Here is a 17,542-nt window from a genome sequence, read left to right on the forward strand (position 1 = left end):
TTAGTTCAAACATTGTTAAATCAAAAAAGAACTACCGCCAACAAATGGCTGGTAGTTCTTTTTGATTATTTAACAACAAAATTTTTCTTAAAGTCAACTTGATAGTTATGCATTGCCCATTTGTACAAAGCATAACGTTTCAAATTACGATCCTTAGCGTACCAAAAAGTGGTTCCCCACCGTCCGTTTTTAATCAACGCAACGGCGTGGTCTTTTTCAGCACTATCTCGAGCATACTTTTCAAAAGTTTTAGGAGATACTCCTAGCCACAAGAAATAATCATTTTGATCCTTATTAGCATAAAGTGGTTCTGCCGTAGTTAGTGAATCAAAAACATAATCTTGGACAACCCAATCAGCTAATTTATTACCATTCAAGGTAACAAAGAAACTACTTCTACCTTGACGAATATTCATATCAAATAATTTAAATTGGCCATCGCGTTGATCATATTTCATATCAAAGTTAGCGTAACCGGTATAATTAATTGACTCCAAAAAATGTTGAATTTGGTTATACAAGGTTTGATTATATTCCGGCAAAATGGCTACGTAGTTACCAATAGCTGCTGGTGCTGGATCTTCAAGCAATGGATGACCTAAACACATCATTTTAACTTTGTGATCCTTGCCAACGTATGCATTTAACGTTCGCATATTACTATCGTCACCAGGGATAAAGTCTTGTAACACTAATTCGCCAGTGTAACCATTGTCATAAGATTTAGCAATAATACTATCAAACTCAGTTCGGTCATGGATGGTGAAGGCTTTTTTGCGACCATCAAAATGAACATCCAACCAAGCCACACTATCAGCTGGTTTTAAAGCAACTGGATAATCAAATGGTTGTTCAATAGTATCATTAGCATTATACATTTGTTCAGTAATGATTCGGGTTCCAGGGTAAGGCATATCGTATTTTTCACACATTTGATAAAATGCGGCCTTATCGTTTAATTGCTTAATTAAGTCGTAATCAATATAAGGACAAACAAAAACATCTTCTAACTCATCCTTATGTTTAGCAATTAACTCGGCATAACCGTCACCACAAGCAATCAAAATAACTGGACCATTAGCGTTACGGTAGTTTTCTTTTAATTTGAGCATTTCATCAATCCAAGTAGGATCTTCAGTAAAACCATCAATTAAAGTCAAATCCACAATGTTAGTATAACGAGTTGGGGCTAAGGCAACTTCAGCGTATGCCTTAACGGGTTGGCCATATAGTTCGTATAATGAGCGAGCCATTCCATAGGCATTAAAATCACTACCCAATAAAATCGGCGTAAAAGTAGGAGTTGATTGTTCCATTATTTCACTTTCCTTCTAAAAATTGGTAGTTGAAATTAAACTTGAGTTCGATGAACTAAGCTTAAAGTATCCACATTGGTATCTTCTGGGAAGTAAACTTGGTACCAGAGAATGAAAGTGTAGATAGTAAAGATTTTTTGCATGTTAGACTTACCATTCGCATGTTCATCTAATAAGCGATCAAGTTCAGCAGTGTTAAAGAATTTTTCAGCAGTATCTGAGTGGAATTCATTAACAATTCTTTCATGATATTTTGGATCATTAATCCAAGATGCAATTGGTGATGGGAAGCCCATTTTTTCCTTTAAAGCTGTCTTTTTAGGAAGTTGGCGTTCAGCAGCCGTCCGCAATGAAATCTTAGTTTCATCTGGGGTAATACGAGTATGAACTGGCATTGTTTCAGCAAATTCAGCCACCTTTTTATCTACAAGTGGTGTCCGAACTTCTAATGAATTAGCCATAGACATCCGATCAGCCTTGTGTAAGATATCAAATGGTAACCAAGTATTAATATCAAAGTATTGCATTTGAGTCATTTCATCCTTACCAGCAACATCATCAAAAATGTGCTTAGTGTATGCACCGGAGTCAACGTTAATACTTGGGTCCTTCAACACTTTAGCTCGATCTTCATAATTAAAGACGTAGTTTACTCGATAATAACGTTCACTAAGTGGTTGAGCGCCACGAACTAAGAATCGCTTACCATGGAAACGAGGCATCTTGGCGGCCACAGCACCGGCAGCTTTTCTAATTGGTTTTGGTACCCATTTTTGGTAACGTTCAAATGGAATAGCTTCCAAATAAGTATTGTAACCACCGAAGAACTCATCAGCCCCTTCACCAGATAGTGCTACCTTAACACTTTCACGAGTACGTTTCGTTAAGTAATAAAGTTGAATAGCTGATGGGTTTGATAATGGTTCATCCATGTAATACATCATGGTTGGCAAGATATCAAAGTAATCGTCACCATTCATGTAAATCTCGGTATTCTTTTGCCCAATTTCTTTAGCAAATTCAGTAGACCAAGCTAATTCACTGTATTTAGAATTTTTAAAGCCAATTGAAAATGATTGAATAGGTTTTAATTTAGCTGCTTCGTTTAAAACATAACTAGAATCAATTCCACTAGATAAGAAACTACCCACTTCAACATCAGCAATCATATGAGCTTTTACTGATTCATCAACTAATTTTTCAATCTTATCAGCGTCTTCTTCCACTGTTTGACTTTCGTCAATATGGTCATAATTAAATTTCCAGTAACGATGTGTTTCCGTTTTACCGTTTTTATGCAAGAAGTATTGTCCTGGTAAAACTTTATATACGTTCTTAAACATCGTTTCGCGTGATGGAATAAATTCAAAACTCAAGTGAATTGGCAACAAACTAGTGTTTAGTTCCTTCTTGAAGTTTGGATGTTCCAAAAATGCTTTGATTTCAGAAGCCCACATAAAAGTATCACCATCGTCATAGTAATAAAGTGGCTTAATTCCGAAATGATCACGTGCCCCAAATACTTCTTGAGTCTTGCTGTCATAGATCACAAAAGCATACATTCCGCGGAGTTTTTGAAGCAAATCAGCACCCCAAGCTTGGTAACCATGAATTAATACTTCTGAATCTACATCGGTCTTAAATTCATAGCCCATTTCTTGAAGTTCTTTTCGAATTTCTTGGTAGTTATAAATTTCACCGTTAAAAGTTAAAACTTTGGTTTCATCATTATTGTACATTGGTTGACGACCATGCGCCAAATCGATAATTGATAGCCGGCGGAAGCCCATTGCTACTTTCCCGTCCGCAAAATAAGCCTCATCATCAGGGCCTCGGTGTTTAATCCGATCTGCCATGTGATTAATTGTGTCTTCTGGCACATCGCTTTGATTTACATAACCAACAAATCCGCACATATGCTGATCTCCTTTTATAGTTAAATTTAAATTGTTCAATAAGACCAATCTGGTCTCAGAACATAGCAGTCTTCATTTTACCAGATAATCTCGCTTTTGTACTAGGGGGATAACTTTTTCTTAAGGAAGATTTTGTTGAAACACTATTTTTTCAATTTTTATTCAAACTAAGGTATAATTAAGAAAATAAAGCAGAGGTGAATGATATGAATGAAATGGTTTTCTTTAATCCCGCTGATTCAATTGGTAACTTTCATGATCATAATGAAGCTGTCCAAAGTGCTCAAATTTACAAAGAAAAAAACCAGCAACCAGATCAATCAATCTTGGTAGTTAAAAGCCCTAACCACCCTGACTTTGAAGTTTTTCTAGCTGACGACGTAATTTCAAGTGATCAAGCCAATCAATCACACGAGTCTTACCAACTTAGCGATCGCATTTAATTTTAGTTCTATTGGAGATGAATTTAATGAAGAAACGATTAACCGCCCTATTGGCTTTTGCTATGGTTCCCCTAGTATTAGCTGGATGCTCAACTAGCAATAAAAAGGACAATGCTGCATCAGAGAGCCTTAGCCGAAGTGATAAAGCTTCTATGGCCAATAGCACTTCCAAAAAGATTCATTGGAAGGGTGGCGTGTACACTACTAAGTATTCACTTAAACAAATGCAACAAAAGTTTAATGTCCACTACTCTAAAACTAAACAATCTAAAAATGTTTACGTTTACCACAATGAGTATATGGGCTTGACTAGAGGGTCTAACATTAAAAACCAAGCTAAGGGTGTCAAAAGTACTCAAGGTAAGATTACTGATAAAAACGGTTATTATGCCGCCTTCTTTACGTATGATTCAAAACAAAACTTCCAAAGTAAGAAGTATGTTAGCTTAAAAGATGGCAATCTATACGTTCAACGCTTCTAAATAACTCAAGTTAAAATAGTGAATTCGTGAATTAAAAAACGAATTCACTATTTTATTTTATATTTTTATCTATAATGAAATTCTATTTTAGTAATATTTGCTATATAATCATAATGTATCTATTTATTTTTATTTTAAGTAGATAACATTAATACATAGGCGGTTTTAATTATGAATACCTTAAAGAAAACAGCATTAATTTTCATGGCAACCATTTCAATTAGTGGCGGTGCATCAACTATTGTTCCGACATCATCTATGGCCAAAACTCGATACGTTTATATCGCACCTAAGCATGGTAAAAAGTATCATTTGGCTAAAAATTGTCGTGGATTAAGACGAGCAAAGAAAATTCAAAAAAAGACCCTCAAGTGGGCCAAAAAGCATGGCTATAAAATGTGTCGTTTAGGTTAACTTTTTCCTTAACTATAATTTTATTACTAATAAGTCGATTTCGGTTTCAACGAAAATCGGCTTTTTATTTTTCTAAAAATGAAATTATGAAACTTTGTCGTGGTTAATCAATCTATTATAGTATTTTGTTTATCTCGTTATAAAAAGTTAATTGATAACCATGTAGCAACTAGTTATAATTTATTTTGTAAATAATCATTAACTACTTATTAATAAAAATGGAGAATATATATGACTCAAAAAATGCGCCTATTCATTAAAATAACCTGTACTTTGGCAATTTTAATTACTGGTTGTTTTATATCCGGCTGTAGTAGTGAACATATAACTCCAGCTCGTCACAATTCTATTTCCAATAATCAATCCAATCATCACAAAGCTAAGTTAAAAACGGACCATAATTAATTTTGCGATAGATTAACCGTTATGAGCATTAAACTCTATCTCTTCCATAACTTCGTTTATAATATAACTAATCAAACGCTTAAGGAGGGATTACATTGCAAGAAACTGGTAAAGAAACACCACAAGAAATTAAAGGCTGGAACTGGGGTGCCTTTATGTTTAACTGGATTTGGGGTATTGGAAATCATACCTATTTACCCTTGCTAAGTCTGATTCCAGTAGTCAATATTATTTGGGTATTTATAACTGGCTTCAAAGGTAACGAATGGGCTTGGCAAAAAGGAGAATATGAAAGCGTGGCTGAATTTAAAAAAGTTCAGGAAACTTGGAATCGCGCTGGTTTAGTTCAATTCATTATTTCTATTATTGCTATTATTTTGTACTTTATTTTCTTTGCGGGGATCGTAGCTACATCAATTAATAATCAATAGAAAAAAGCCGTTAATGTTTAAGATTAACGGCTTTTTTATTTTCTCATTATTTCTTATTGATTTTGATAAAAGCTAAAACTAAAAACAACCCTGTCAAATCAACGTTTGACAAGGTTATTTTCTTTTTCTAATTTGTTCTTATTGTTTCTGTAATGCCCTGAGCAGGATTCGAACCTGTACTTGATTACTCAAACAGCGACCTGAACGCTGCGCGTCTGCCAATTCCGCCACCAGGGCAACAACACATTAAAGTATACCTTAATATGTCAAATTTGAAAAGGGACTCCGCCGCTTGGAACGGAAAACCAAAAAGCGAATCGCAGCTGGATTTAGTTTCATTAATGTATAACCAATCAAGGCCATTAATAGTGAACCTGAAACATCCATAATTAAGTCCCCCATGGTATCCATTAAGGCTGCTCGTCCCATTAACATGTGACCGGCCTGTAAATATCGTTGTAAGTTTAGATTAGCGATGCCATCCATCGTAAATTCGTAGAATTCCCAAAATACTCCAATAGTTGTTCCAAAAGTAAAAGCAAACAAACTCATCAAAGCCGGTTCCATTCGAGCCTTATCCCGTCCTGAACCCAATACATTAAACAAGCCAAAGCCTATGCCCGCTAACATAATAGCAGAAAAAAGATGTTCATACTTATCCCAGTTAGGAACACTATAAAATTGAAGTCCTGAACCCAAGAATATCGACATATACAAAAAAATGTAAAAGAATATTAATTCCACCTCTGGAAAATAAAATCGACCTATTTTTTCAATTAGAAATGGCAAAACAGCAATGATCATCCCTAAAAGTACTTCAATTAGCAATAATTGCTGTCCTTTAAAAGCCGACCGGCCTTGCAGATATAAGTAACCATAATAGCCTACATACCAAACCATCGATAATTCGGTTATGAGGAAGAACCAAATACTAATTTTGTGTTCAATCTTATTCACTGGTCATCCCTTCTTTCAATAAATTTCATTTCATTTGAAACAAGTATAACTCATTTATAACTGACTTAGTTTACAAAGACCTACAAAAAAAGACATTGTTATTTACAATGGCCTTTTTACTAATGATAAATCGAGAAAACTAACACACCTACTGCAATTAAATTATTCAAAGAATGTAATCCAATGGCCACGACCAATTTATCACTCTTCAAATATACAAAGCTTAATACCCATCCCAAGGCAGCATAAACTAAAAAGCTAATTAAATTAAGGTTATGCTGATGCAGTGCAGAAAATAAAATGCCACTCAGAAAGGCTCCCCACCATTTGTTTTTAGTTGAGAAAAAGGCATTAATGAAATAACCACGAAAGATCAGTTCTTCCAAAATAGGTGAAAGAAAAATGGTACTAATCACCATCAAAATTAATACTACCTGGTTACTAGCCAATAACTTTTCGATAACTAGGTTATTCGCTGTTGTGTTCTGATTATATATCCAATGATTAGCTATGCCTAAACCAAACTGAATGATGAAGTAAAATACTAAACCACTGAGCATTAAACCCCAATCTTTTCCCGTCAACTTCCAAGAAATATGGTTATCAGTTGTATGATTAACCTGCTGATAACAATACTTAGCTGCCCAGATAGCAATTCCAAACAATATCAAGTAAATAACGCCCAACAATAGTTCAGATACCAAGTTGAATCTACCAGATGCAATATATTGCACGGGTAATTGAACTACTAATACCGCTAAAATAAGGGTTATTAAAATCAACAAACGACTACTAAAAGTCTGCGTTAAAGAATTATTTCCCTTCATTGTTATCCCCCCTAAATAAATTCTCACTCTTAATGATACTTATTTTTGGGACTTAAAGGCTGAATTTAGCTTACCAAAATTAATTGTACCTAATCCAGTGGCCTGATTATAAATTTTGCCTGGTTGACCAGTATAATATAGGTTTGAGTTATTATTACGACTATCTAGTTTAGTAAATGGCGATTGTTTAGTTTTAGCAAATTTATAAATTTGTGGATTCCAAAAACCTAAGCGTTTACCGTTACTATTACTAATCAACGTACTAGCAGCCGCAACTTGAGGAGCAGCAATACTAGTGCCGCCGGAAACAAACCATTGACCATGTTTTCCGGTTTTAGCATTACTTAAATAAGTACTGTATCCGGTATTAGGATCGGCGTTGACACTAACGTCCGGTACATTTCGACCACTATGACTACCACTAACATTTTTAGCTTTTTTTAAAATAGAAATCGAACTACCTTTAATTTGCCACAACTGGGTAGCATTATAGCTGCCCACTCCGGCAATCTTTTTTTGGTAAGCTGGCAAACCATTTAAAGTACTAAAGCCTCCACCAGTACCAGCAAAGTAACTTGCTAACCAAGCTGTCCTAGAATAAAATTGTTGTTTGGCATAATTAGGGTATAAAAAGTCAGAGGACCAAGCGCGTTCTTTGGTGATTTTTAATTTCTTACCGTTCACAGTATAGCTGGCCGGTAAAGTGGTTCCGCCCACAGCCGTTACATATGGAGAATTGGCAGGTGCATCCACGTTTAACCCTGGATTTTGACCTTCTTGAATACCATCATAAGCACCACTATCTCCACTAGCCGTAAAAACCGAGATTCCTTGAGCGGCTGCTTGCATAAATAAGAAATTCATAATTTGATTATATTGCTTAGGGGTTGTTCCCAATTTAATTTCACTCTGAATTTGTTTTTCGCTTTGACCCCAGCTTAATGATAAACTATCCACTTTATTTTGGCCCACCGCTGCCGCTAATGAATTAATCATGCCCGTGACATCTGATTTACCAATATACGTTTTAATATTAGCCCTTGGTGCTATGGCACCAGCCTGTTCAACATCAATGGTGGTTTCGTCATAACCATCCCAACTGCCCTTATAATCATTAGTATGATAAACACTAATGCGATTATTTTTAGCTGGAATTCCCTCACTTTTCCAGTACTGGGTAGCATCTTTAGTATTAAAGTTGGCAAAACTAATAATGCCAATTGACTTACCACTACCATCATTACCGGAACTGTATAGTGAATCTACATTATATTGATTCATAAATTTCCGCGGTGAATCATTAGTACTAGTATTGGCTACTCGTTTATACATTACATTAGACTGCATTTTACCAACATTTTGTGCTTGATTGTTATTAGTATAACTTTGGTAGTTAGATAACCCGGCAATCGCCAACACATTCTTTCCCAAGGATCCTGAAATTTTAGGGGTGCCTTTGGTTTTTTGAATGGTAACGCCATTTTGTTTAGTTGTATATAACTTAACGTGAAATGCTTTTTGGATATCTGAAGTTTTACCTTTAACAGCTAAAACCATATTACCGGCATACATAACGCCCTTAATATGGTACTTTGCCAAGTATTTTCTCATCGCTTTTACTTTGCTGTCACTTTGACCATATTTTTGAGCCACTTGATGAGATGACAGATATTTATGGTATTTAGAATTCCCTGGCGTGACAGTTTGATAAACGTATTTGCTTAACCCTGTTTCATTTTTGGGCTTTAAAATGACATCTACTAATTGCACTTTGCTACCCTTAACTGGCTTTTGTGTACTTTTAGACTTAGCTTGAGCCGTCATTCCACCGGTTAAAAGCATCCCAACTGCAGTCAGTACCATGGCACCTTTTTTAAGCTCATTGTTTAACTTTTTTTTCACAGTAATCCTCCCTAAATCAGATTAATCGTCGTCATCATCGTCGTCACGGTTATAAGAGCTAACTCCCATTTTTTGATCCCAATTTCGTAAAAATACTACTAATAAAGGTGTTAAAATGATACGTGCTACAAAAATAGCGATAACTAAATAAATAATCAATGCTAGTTTATTATCATCAAAATCTTTTACAATGAAGATCGACACAATTATTAAAATAATCATGGCAATTACTTCAGTCCAAATAACCCATTTTTTCATTAAATATTTTCACCTAACTTTTCTTACGGCAATTTTATCACATCTTTTAACTAAATAAGTTGTTCTCTACTTATTTTCATAGTTTAATGGAAAGGTAATCTTAATTTATTATGGGAGGAATTTTTGTGTTAAACGAATTCAAGCAATTTATTGCACGCGGTAACGTCTTAGATCTAGCAGTTGGGGTTATCATTGGTGGCGCATTTACTTCAATCGTCACTTCCCTAACCGATAATCTCATCAATCCATTAATTGGTATTTTTCTTGGAAAGATTGACTTATCTAGCCTCGTCTTAAAAGTTGGTGGCGCTAATTTTAAATATGGACTATTTATTAACTCCATCATTAACTTTTTGATTATCGCATTTGTAGTGTTCTTAATGGTCAAAGGTATCAATAAAGTATTACCTAAAAAAGAAATCACCGATAATTCAGAAACGGATAATGCTCTTCTGAGTGAAATTCGTGACTTATTGAAACAACAAAATGAAAACAAATAAAAAGGAGCTGGTTGCCAATGATAGGTAATCAGCTTTTTTGTTTAAAAATAATATAACGATAAGTTAATTATAATAGTTCTTATTGTTTGCGGATTGACAGCGCTTGATTTAAGATTAGGTTATAAAGCTTGGATACATATGAAAGGGAGTTTTTGATTGTATGAAAACATTTGCAATAAGAACAAGTGATGGGTTACTCGAATTAAACTATTCGGAACACGATAATCAGGCACCTTTCCGAAAGTTTGTAATTACCTATAACCCTAAATTATCCATTGGTGATAATTTGGAAAATATTAAATCGGCACTCACTGGTTTACCAGTCGATGTGGCTATTATTGATAATTCACTAAACTATAAATTCTCTGATACAGTTATTGGAATTAACCACCAACGAATTGATATTGGTCTAGCATTAGCTAACATGCTTAACATTCCTACCGTTAGTCGTACTTCAGTTGAAAAATACGGACTAGAAGCAGCTATTCAAAAGAAAGCCGAATATCTTCAATGGCATTTGGATTACTACGGTCAATACAGTGGTAAACGAAACTACGGTCAAGAAGCAATGCTCACCATTGGTAATGGCTTTTTCGGTTTACGTGGTGCATATGTAGAAGCTGATGCTGACGCTGATAACTATCCAGGAATGTATGTTGCTGGGATGTTTAATCAATTAACCACTAAAATCAATAACCGCGATGTTACTAATGAAGACTTAGTTAACTTACCCAATAGTCAATTTATTAGTTTCGGTATTAATCATCAACATCCATTTACCATTAAAAAAGAAGATATTTCAGACATCTATCGTAGTTTGAATTTAAAAAATGGTACTTTAACCACCACAATGAATTTACAATTAAGTACCGGGCAATTGTTAGAAGTGCGGGCTACTAAAGTGGCTAATATGACTAATTGGCACCGCTTTTCTATCAAGTATGAAATCAAACCAATCAATTTTGCTGGCAGTTTACAAATCTATTCCAAAATTGATGGTAATGTTATTAATGGTAATGTTGAACGTTATCAAGACTTTAATCAACATCACTTAGATATTACTAGTATGACTGCTCATAAAAATGAAATTTCATTAAGTGGTCAAACCAAAACATCTAAAGTACAATTCGTAATTAATTCAAAGCTGTCTTGTGACAATAATAAACAACAAGACAGTATTAGTGCCACTACTGATGACCAAGTGGTTGAACAAGTTTTAGATATTAACGTAGAGCCTAACCAGGTTTACGCTGTAACTAAGGACGTCGTTATCTTTACTAGCCTAGAAACTGAAGGCAACTTAGAAAATGCTGCGAACGCTGAAATCGCACAAGCATCATTTGACGATACTTTGACTGATAGTACTAAGTACTGGAAGAATCTCTGGCAAATCGCAGATGTTCAAATCGAATATGATATTACTAGCCAAAAATTATCACGAGTTAATATTTATCACCTATTTGTTACGGCTAATGCTTTACAATCTGGCAAAATTGACGCTTCAGTCGGTGCTCGTGGCCTTCATGGTGAAGCATACCGTGGGCATATCTTTTGGGATGAAATGTTTGTCTTGCCATATTATGATTCACATACGCCAGAAATTACTCGCCAGGCTTTATTATATCGTTACCGTCGGCTTGATGAAGCACGAAAATATGCTAAGAGCGAAAATAAACAAGGTTCAATGTTTCCTTGGCAATCTGGGATGTATGGCGATGAACAATCACAGTTTGTTCATTTAAATCCAGTTAACAATGCTTGGGATCCAGATAATAGTCGTTTACAGCGCCACGTTTCTATCTCAGTGGCTTATAATATCTTGGCTTATACCAATATTACCGGTGACCAACAATTTTTAAAGGACTATGGGCTAGAAATGCTACTATCCATTTGTAAGTTTTGGATTAGTATGACCCAATACGATAAAAAAGCTGACCGCTTCGATATTAAAGAAGTCATGGGACCAGATGAATTTCATGAAGAATATCCTAACAGCGATGAACGTGGTCTAACTAACAATGCTTACACCAATATAATGGTTTCATGGTTATTCAACAAAGTGGCCAACCTGTTAAGTGAATTGGATGAAAGTACCATTAAGACTGCTGCCAAAAAAGCTGAATTTAAAAAAGACCTACTACCAGTAATGGATCACATCGCCCACCGGCTCAGATTAGATATCAATGACGATGGTATTATTGGTCAATTCGCTGGCTATTTCAAGTTATCTAAGATTAATTTTGATGCTTATCGTAAGAAGTATGGTGATATTTCTAGAATTGATCGATTACTAAAAGGTGAAGGGAAATCTCCTGACGCTTATCAAGTTGCTAAACAAGCCGATACTTTAATGGCATACTATGAAATGACTAAACCTGAAGTTGATGAAATTCTCGCCCGTTTAGGTTATGAATTGCCTAACAATTATTTTGCTAAAAACCTACGCTTCTATCTTGATCGCACCACTCACGGATCCACCTTATCTCGAATTGTTTATTCTGTCTTAGATGAAATGGATAACAATATGGATCAATCGTGGCAGTTATTCTCTACGGCGTTGTTGTCAGATTATTATGATATTCAAGGTGGAACTACTGCTGAAGGAATTCACTTAGGAGTTATGGGGGCTGCCCTTCAAATTGAACTGAGAAATTACGGTGGTGTAAATGTTACTGGCAATATCATTAATGTTACCCCGCATCTTCCCGAAAATTGGAATAAAATTTCCTTTAAGGAACTGGTTCGTGGTATCTGGTATTCCTTTACAATTGATAAACACCAGGTTAAAGTCACTGCTGATCAAGATAGTCAAATCAAAGTTGCTGGTAGTCACCACAACCTTACTAAAAACAAAGCTGCAGTTATTAAATATAGATAGTTATTAAGGAGGAATTGAATATGGTTAAATTTGCAGACATTAAGGGATTTATTTTCGATTTAGATGGTGTAATTGCAGATACATCAAGTTTTCACACCACTGCTTGGCATCAATTAGCTGATAAGGTTGGTGCTCCTTGGTCACAAGAATTAGAAGATGGTCTAAAAGGCATTAGCCGCATGGACTCACTAGAAATGATCTTAAACGCTGGTGGTCTTTCCAACAATTACACAGATGAAGAAAAACAAGCTCTCGCTGAGGAAAAAAATACTAATTACTTAGCCTTGGTCGATCAAATGACCCCTGCTGATATTTTTCCTGGTGTTAAAGAATTCTTAGAATCACTGGAAGACAACCATTACAAGATTTCATTGGCTTCTGCATCTAAAAATGGTCCCCGCGTTTTAGCTAAATTAGGATTAACCGATTACTTCCCTAATGTTGTTGATCCATCTACCTTAATGAAAGGTAAGCCAGATCCAGAAATCTACATTAAAGGTGCCGAAATTTTAGGATTAAAACCAGAAGAATGCATCGGAATTGAAGATGCTGCTGCCGGAATTGAAGCCATCAATGCTGCTAATGAAACTTCTATCGGAATTGGTTCTAAGCAGTTACTTAGCGAAGCCGATATGGTTTTTGCTAACACCGAAGAATTAACTTTAGATAATATTAAAGCCAATATGAATTAAAACAAAAAAAGCTTCGCTGAAATGACTCAGCGAAGCTTTTTTGTTTACTACTTTATTTAATTAGATTGTAATGTTTTAAACCATTTACAATACCATGATTCATATTGGATGTAGTTACAAAATCAGCCTTTGCTTTAGCTTCAGGATGACCGTTACCCATTGAAACAGGATAATTAACTTCATCAAACATTTGCAGATCGTTTAACTGATCACCAAAGGCATATGTAGCGATATCTTGTAATCCTAGCGTATTGATCAAAATCTTAATACCAGTTTGTTTAGAAACGCCCCATTTCATTGTATCCAAAGCTCTAGGATTGTTTCTGACCAACGATAATCTCCCAGCAAACTTATCTTGATAAAGTTTATCCTTATCAAAATTAAAAACATTTAAAAAGTTAACTGGATTAGTCTTATAAAAACTAGGATCGACCTTAGCATCTAATCTAAGCAAACGATAATTTTCTAGCGTTACTTCATCAGCATCCGTTAAAGCAAACGTTTTATTGTTATAAAAGGCAAGAATATCACCTTGCTCATTAGCAAAATCAATTAGTTCCTCTAATAAAGGTTGTGTGATAACTTCAGCCTTAAGTTTCTTACCATCATATTGAACGTAACTGCCGTTAGCACTAATAACCGTATCAATACCAGCTTCATCCATAACATACTTTATTTCAAAAATATTTCGTCCAGTTGAAATCACTGGCAAAATATTATTTTCTTTTAATTTGGAAATAGCTTCAATATTTTCAGCCGGCACATTTTTATCATTATCTAAAAACGTCCCGTCAAGATCAAAGAACACAATTGCTTGATACATACACTTATCCTCCTATTAGCTTTAGTCTTATTGTACTACAACCCCGTTATTAGATACCTGAATTAGCTGCGACTTTTATGAATTATTGGATAACTTATATTGTTATTACAAAAACTGTTTCCTATTATGGAAGAATTATTCTATAATCATTTTGTCAATAATACTTATTCTTTTCATTTTAATAATCATCACTCAGCTGGGATAGCTAATTTACCGATCTTAGTTTATGAAAAAGACAATTATCAATTATTGGTCAATGGTCACCAGCAATCTATTAACCGATCCGATACTGCAACGTTAACCACTCAAATTAAATCTGGATCAAATACAATCAAATTAAACAACATTCCTATCAAATTTGGTTGAACATCATAGCTGGTTTAAGTTGGTTAATTGCCATCATATCTCTTTTAATGTTTAAAAATAATCAACAATAACACCGCATACTGTTCCAAAATATGCTACAATAAGATTACCCCATACCAAACGTACGTTTGGATGTTTGATTAAAACACCTTCTCTGCCCGAGAAGGTGTTTTTTTAATCAATTAGCAAAAAATATCAAGTATCTTAATTTACAGATGTAGTATCTTCTAATTTTATGCTACACTATATATTGTTAATTTTGACAAAAGAGGGGCTACCATGGTGATAATTACAGCAGGAATGATTGGTGTCGGTAAAACTACCTTAACAGGTAAGATTGCCGAACATTTAGATACAAAAGCATTTTTTGAACCGGTTGGTGAAAATCCGGTTTTACCACTTTACTATTCTGATCCAAAGCAATATGGCTTTTTATTACAGATTTACTTTTTAAATAAACGTTTCGCCATGATTAAGAAAGCTTTGGATGACGATAATAACGTATTAGATCGTTCGATTTATGAAGATGCACTCTTCACTCGTGAAAATAATGCTGAAGGAAACATCACTGATACGGAGTTATCCGTTTACTTGCAGTTACTTGATAATATGATGACTGAATTGGATGAAATGCCTAAAAAGGCACCAGATTTGCTTGTATACGCAGATAGTGATTTCGATACGATTCAATACCGAATTAAAAAGCGTGGCCGTTCATACGAACAATTCGATGATAACCCTACTCTAAAGAACTATTACTTTAAAATGTGGTCAGCTTATCAACAATGGTTTGAAGATTACGACGTTAGTCCTAAAATTAAGGTTGATTTACAAAAGTATGATTTATCTGACCCTAAGAACGTCGATATTGTCCTTGGTCAAATCGATGAGGCTTTAAGTCAACTTCGTTAATAAAAAGAGCTTAGCACAATAAGTGCTAAGCTTTTTTTATTATTTAATTGGTTTACCTTTAGCATCACGAGGATGATGAACAATATATACATCACATTTAGCGTTACGGCTCACGTAATCAGCCGTTGAACCTAGCATTAATCGATTGACCAGATTAACCCCAGTGGCTCCAACAACAATTAAATCCACACCATACTTAGCCGGTATTTTTTCCGCTAATTCAGCCCGCGGATCACCAAAATCAACAATGGTTGTTACTTTTACGTCTTGGTCTTTAGCTCGCTGAGCATATTTTTCAACAATGGAGCGTAAATCATCTTCCATGTCTTCAATCATATCAGGAGTTACACCCCCAAAACCAAACGTAGCTGAGCGAGAAATCCCCATCATTTCATGACTATTAATTAAGGTAGCAATAATTAACTCTGCGCCATCAATTTTTGCCATATGAATAGCACGATCCACTGCCAAACTAGCAGTCTTTGATTCATCTACCCCAACTAAAATAGTTGTGTAATTACGTTCTATTGGAATTGTCATCTCAATCACTACCTTTCCAAGTTCAAACACCGTTAACTGCTACTTAGTTGCTAGTTCCTTAATTGATTGACCGTAAATGGCCATCGCTTTAATTAAATCGGCAACTGGTTGAAATTCATTAGCTTGATGCATAGTATCTTCAGTCCATGGGAACAAAGCTCCAAATGCAACTCCACGCTCCATCATTCGGCCGTAAGTACCACCACCAACTACTTCTGGCTTAGCATCAGTTTCGCCAGTTTGTTCAATATAAACTTGCATCAAGGTTTTAACAATTGGATCGTTGGGGTCAACATAATGAGGCTCCATATTAGAAATTTGTTGAACTGAACCGCTAAGTGAATCAACAGCATCCTTTAGGCCTTTCATGATGTCATTTGGACCCATCCCCTTTGGATAACGGAAATTAGTATTTACAAAACCACCATTTTGTTGATCAAACTTCATAATACCAACGTTCATGGTTAAATCACCCATGATTTCATCAGTGAAATTAATACCTAATTTATGGGCTCTAGAGTCATCGTGAAGGTAATTGGCAATAAAGCTAAGGAAATCCTTAACATCCCCGTCAAATTGAAGAGTATTCAAGAAAGTAGCCAAGTAAGTACCAGCATTAACCCCATTTTTAGGTTCCATTCCATGAGCAGCTTTGCCGACTACGTGTAAGGTAATTCCTTCACTATTAATTTCAGCATCACCAGCAACCGGTTGATCATCTAAAAATTGGTTGAACTTTTCACCGATTTCTTCTGCATGGGTAGTTTCAATCACGGCCTCAGCATCTCTAGGTACCATGTTTTCACGTAAACCAGAATCAAATTCTTTTAAGATTAATTCACTACCATTTTTAACACCAAATTCGCTAACAAACGAGGCATTTCCTTTTTCACCATTGATCAATGGGAATTCAGCATCTGGTGAAAAGCCAAAGGTTGGGGCTGGTTCTACTTCAAAGTAATGTTTCATTCCCGTCCAGTTACTTTCTTCATCAGTACCTAAAATCAAACGAATTTTAACATTGGGTTTAATCCCCGCATCTTTAAACATTTTCAAGCCATAGTAAGCAGCCAGTCCCGGACCTTTATCATCTGAGGTTCCCCGACCATATGCTTTACCATCTTTAATTGTCATTTCAAATGGATTAGTATCCCAACCGGCACCTGCTGGCATTACATCAACGTGAGATAAAATAGCCATAGTTTCTTCGCCATCACCATACTCAATGTAACCAACAAGGTTATCAATATTTTTGGTTGTAAAACCATCACGTTCTCCAAATGATAAAAATTTATCTAGAGCCGCAGCTGGTCCCTTACCAAGAGGAAATTCAGTAGTAGCATGTTCATCATCACGAACACTTTCTACCGCAATTAATTCCTTTAAGTCTGCTAAATAGTCTTCTTTATAATCTTCAGCTAATTTTTGCCAGTTTTGTGTCATTAAGCAGTCCTCCAATTGTATTATTAGAAACATTCTA

Annotated in this window: 18 protein-coding genes and 1 tRNA gene; 9 read left to right on the forward strand and 10 right to left on the reverse strand. The window is 35.2% G+C overall.

Annotation, left to right across the window (positions count from 1 at the left end):
* Nucleotides 1–65: 65 nt before the first annotated feature.
* Both HII32_RS07520 and asnB read right to left on the reverse strand, forming a co-directional pair.
* Entirely contained in the window at nucleotides 66–1,316 is a 1,251-nt protein-coding gene (locus tag HII32_RS07520; RefSeq protein ID WP_172189939.1) for a carboxylate--amine ligase, read from the reverse strand.
* Nucleotides 1,317–1,351: 35 nt separating this feature from the next.
* Nucleotides 1,352–3,232: an asparagine synthase (glutamine-hydrolyzing) gene (gene asnB, locus HII32_RS07525; RefSeq protein ID WP_172189941.1), complete on the reverse strand. Its 1,881-nt coding sequence runs from the start codon at nucleotides 3,230–3,232 to the stop codon at nucleotides 1,352–1,354.
* A gap of 206 nt (nucleotides 3,233–3,438) precedes the next feature.
* Here asnB and HII32_RS07530 point away from each other — a divergent pair, with 206 nt between their 5' ends.
* The 4 genes from HII32_RS07530 to HII32_RS07545 all read left to right on the forward strand — a co-directional run bounded on the left by HII32_RS07530 (nucleotide 3,439) and on the right by HII32_RS07545 (nucleotide 5,407).
* A complete protein-coding gene (locus HII32_RS07530; protein ID WP_172189943.1) occupies nucleotides 3,439–3,675 on the forward strand; it encodes a hypothetical protein in 237 nt (78 codons plus the stop codon).
* A 26-nt stretch (nucleotides 3,676–3,701) separates the two neighbouring features.
* Nucleotides 3,702–4,157: a hypothetical protein gene (locus tag HII32_RS07535; RefSeq protein ID WP_172189945.1), complete on the forward strand. Its 456-nt coding sequence runs from the start codon at nucleotides 3,702–3,704 to the stop codon at nucleotides 4,155–4,157.
* Nucleotides 4,158–4,328: 171 nt separating this feature from the next.
* A complete protein-coding gene (locus HII32_RS07540) occupies nucleotides 4,329–4,571 on the forward strand; it encodes a hypothetical protein (protein ID WP_216655667.1) in 243 nt (80 codons plus the stop codon).
* A 500-nt stretch (nucleotides 4,572–5,071) separates the two neighbouring features.
* Nucleotides 5,072–5,407: a ribonuclease G gene (locus tag HII32_RS07545; protein WP_425483280.1), complete on the forward strand. Its 336-nt coding sequence runs from the start codon at nucleotides 5,072–5,074 to the stop codon at nucleotides 5,405–5,407.
* Between the two features lie 153 nt (nucleotides 5,408–5,560).
* Here the strand turns inward: HII32_RS07545 and HII32_RS07550 are convergent.
* The 5 genes from HII32_RS07550 to HII32_RS07570 form a co-directional block, all read right to left on the reverse strand.
* Nucleotides 5,561–5,644: transfer RNA gene (locus tag HII32_RS07550), tRNA-Leu, on the reverse strand.
* Nucleotides 5,645–5,665: 21 nt separating this feature from the next.
* On the reverse strand, nucleotides 5,666–6,307 hold the full coding sequence (locus HII32_RS07555; RefSeq protein WP_172190078.1) for a DUF2238 domain-containing protein: 642 nt from the start codon (nucleotides 6,305–6,307) through the stop codon (nucleotides 5,666–5,668).
* Between the two features lie 176 nt (nucleotides 6,308–6,483).
* On the reverse strand, nucleotides 6,484–7,191 hold the full coding sequence (locus HII32_RS07560) for a CPBP family intramembrane glutamic endopeptidase (RefSeq protein ID WP_172189947.1): 708 nt from the start codon (nucleotides 7,189–7,191) through the stop codon (nucleotides 6,484–6,486).
* Between the two features lie 39 nt (nucleotides 7,192–7,230).
* Nucleotides 7,231–9,093 carry a protease pro-enzyme activation domain-containing protein gene (locus tag HII32_RS07565; protein ID WP_172189949.1) on the reverse strand — a complete coding sequence of 621 codons (1,863 nt, stop codon included), beginning with the start codon at nucleotides 9,091–9,093 and terminating at the stop codon, nucleotides 7,231–7,233.
* 21 nt (nucleotides 9,094–9,114) lie between these two features.
* On the reverse strand, nucleotides 9,115–9,351 hold the full coding sequence (locus tag HII32_RS07570) for a hypothetical protein (RefSeq protein ID WP_172189951.1): 237 nt from the start codon (nucleotides 9,349–9,351) through the stop codon (nucleotides 9,115–9,117).
* Between the two features lie 125 nt (nucleotides 9,352–9,476).
* Here HII32_RS07570 and mscL point away from each other — a divergent pair, with 125 nt between their 5' ends.
* From mscL to pgmB, 3 genes are all read left to right on the forward strand, one after another.
* Nucleotides 9,477–9,851: a large-conductance mechanosensitive channel protein MscL gene (gene mscL, locus HII32_RS07575; RefSeq protein ID WP_172189953.1), complete on the forward strand. Its 375-nt coding sequence runs from the start codon at nucleotides 9,477–9,479 to the stop codon at nucleotides 9,849–9,851.
* Between the two features lie 160 nt (nucleotides 9,852–10,011).
* Nucleotides 10,012–12,729: a glycoside hydrolase family 65 protein gene (locus HII32_RS07580; RefSeq protein WP_172189955.1), complete on the forward strand. Its 2,718-nt coding sequence runs from the start codon at nucleotides 10,012–10,014 to the stop codon at nucleotides 12,727–12,729.
* A 20-nt stretch (nucleotides 12,730–12,749) separates the two neighbouring features.
* Nucleotides 12,750–13,421 carry a beta-phosphoglucomutase gene (gene pgmB / locus HII32_RS07585; RefSeq protein ID WP_172189957.1) on the forward strand — a complete coding sequence of 224 codons (672 nt, stop codon included), beginning with the start codon at nucleotides 12,750–12,752 and terminating at the stop codon, nucleotides 13,419–13,421.
* A 52-nt stretch (nucleotides 13,422–13,473) separates the two neighbouring features.
* Here pgmB and HII32_RS07590 read toward each other — a convergent pair whose 3' ends face one another.
* Entirely contained in the window at nucleotides 13,474–14,244 is a 771-nt protein-coding gene (locus tag HII32_RS07590; protein ID WP_172189959.1) for a Cof-type HAD-IIB family hydrolase, read from the reverse strand.
* A 126-nt stretch (nucleotides 14,245–14,370) separates the two neighbouring features.
* Here HII32_RS07590 and HII32_RS07595 point away from each other — a divergent pair, with 126 nt between their 5' ends.
* Together HII32_RS07595 and HII32_RS07600 are read left to right on the forward strand one after the other, a co-directional pair.
* Entirely contained in the window at nucleotides 14,371–14,610 is a 240-nt protein-coding gene (locus HII32_RS07595) for a hypothetical protein (protein ID WP_172189961.1), read from the forward strand.
* A 279-nt stretch (nucleotides 14,611–14,889) separates the two neighbouring features.
* A complete protein-coding gene (locus HII32_RS07600) occupies nucleotides 14,890–15,522 on the forward strand; it encodes a deoxynucleoside kinase (RefSeq protein WP_172189963.1) in 633 nt (210 codons plus the stop codon).
* 39 nt (nucleotides 15,523–15,561) lie between these two features.
* On the opposite strand, the gene HII32_RS07605 is transcribed toward HII32_RS07600, so the two are convergent.
* Together HII32_RS07605 and pepV are read right to left on the reverse strand one after the other, a co-directional pair.
* Nucleotides 15,562–16,062, reverse strand: a complete 501-nt coding sequence (locus HII32_RS07605; protein WP_172189965.1) for a universal stress protein — start codon at nucleotides 16,060–16,062, stop codon at nucleotides 15,562–15,564.
* 39 nt (nucleotides 16,063–16,101) lie between these two features.
* The gene (pepV, locus tag HII32_RS07610) at nucleotides 16,102–17,505 is read right to left on the reverse strand and encodes a dipeptidase PepV (RefSeq protein WP_172189976.1); all 1,404 of its coding nucleotides are present in this window, start codon (nucleotides 17,503–17,505) and stop codon (nucleotides 16,102–16,104) included.
* Nucleotides 17,506–17,542 lie beyond the last annotated feature (37 nt).

Source organism: Lentilactobacillus kribbianus (genome assembly GCF_013184075.1).
GTDB lineage: Bacteria > Bacillota > Bacilli > Lactobacillales > Lactobacillaceae > Lentilactobacillus > Lentilactobacillus kribbianus.

What these genes read in the sequence shown, in the direction of transcription:
- HII32_RS07570 (WP_172189951.1), bottom strand. Translation starts at nt 9,351, where the DNA reads ATGAAAAAATGGGTTATTTGGACTGAAGTAATTGCCATGATTATTTTA.
- HII32_RS07580 (WP_172189955.1), top strand. Translation starts at nt 10,012, where the DNA reads ATGAAAACATTTGCAATAAGAACAAGTGATGGGTTACTCGAATTAAAC.
- HII32_RS07605 (WP_172189965.1), bottom strand. Translation starts at nt 16,062, where the DNA reads ATGACAATTCCAATAGAACGTAATTACACAACTATTTTAGTTGGGGTA.
- HII32_RS07540 (WP_216655667.1), top strand. Translation starts at nt 4,329, where the DNA reads ATGAATACCTTAAAGAAAACAGCATTAATTTTCATGGCAACCATTTCA.
- pepV (WP_172189976.1), bottom strand. Translation starts at nt 17,505, where the DNA reads ATGACACAAAACTGGCAAAAATTAGCTGAAGATTATAAAGAAGACTAT.
- HII32_RS07590 (WP_172189959.1), bottom strand. Translation starts at nt 14,244, where the DNA reads ATGTATCAAGCAATTGTGTTCTTTGATCTTGACGGGACGTTTTTAGAT.
- asnB (WP_172189941.1), bottom strand. Translation starts at nt 3,232, where the DNA reads ATGTGCGGATTTGTTGGTTATGTAAATCAAAGCGATGTGCCAGAAGAC.
- HII32_RS07555 (WP_172190078.1), bottom strand. Translation starts at nt 6,307, where the DNA reads ATGGTTTGGTATGTAGGCTATTATGGTTACTTATATCTGCAAGGCCGG.
- HII32_RS07530 (WP_172189943.1), top strand. Translation starts at nt 3,439, where the DNA reads ATGAATGAAATGGTTTTCTTTAATCCCGCTGATTCAATTGGTAACTTT.
- HII32_RS07595 (WP_172189961.1), top strand. Translation starts at nt 14,371, where the DNA reads ATGGAAGAATTATTCTATAATCATTTTGTCAATAATACTTATTCTTTT.
- HII32_RS07535 (WP_172189945.1), top strand. Translation starts at nt 3,702, where the DNA reads ATGAAGAAACGATTAACCGCCCTATTGGCTTTTGCTATGGTTCCCCTA.
- HII32_RS07600 (WP_172189963.1), top strand. Translation starts at nt 14,890, where the DNA reads ATGGTGATAATTACAGCAGGAATGATTGGTGTCGGTAAAACTACCTTA.
- pgmB (WP_172189957.1), top strand. Translation starts at nt 12,750, where the DNA reads ATGGTTAAATTTGCAGACATTAAGGGATTTATTTTCGATTTAGATGGT.
- HII32_RS07560 (WP_172189947.1), bottom strand. Translation starts at nt 7,191, where the DNA reads ATGAAGGGAAATAATTCTTTAACGCAGACTTTTAGTAGTCGTTTGTTG.
- HII32_RS07520 (WP_172189939.1), bottom strand. Translation starts at nt 1,316, where the DNA reads ATGGAACAATCAACTCCTACTTTTACGCCGATTTTATTGGGTAGTGAT.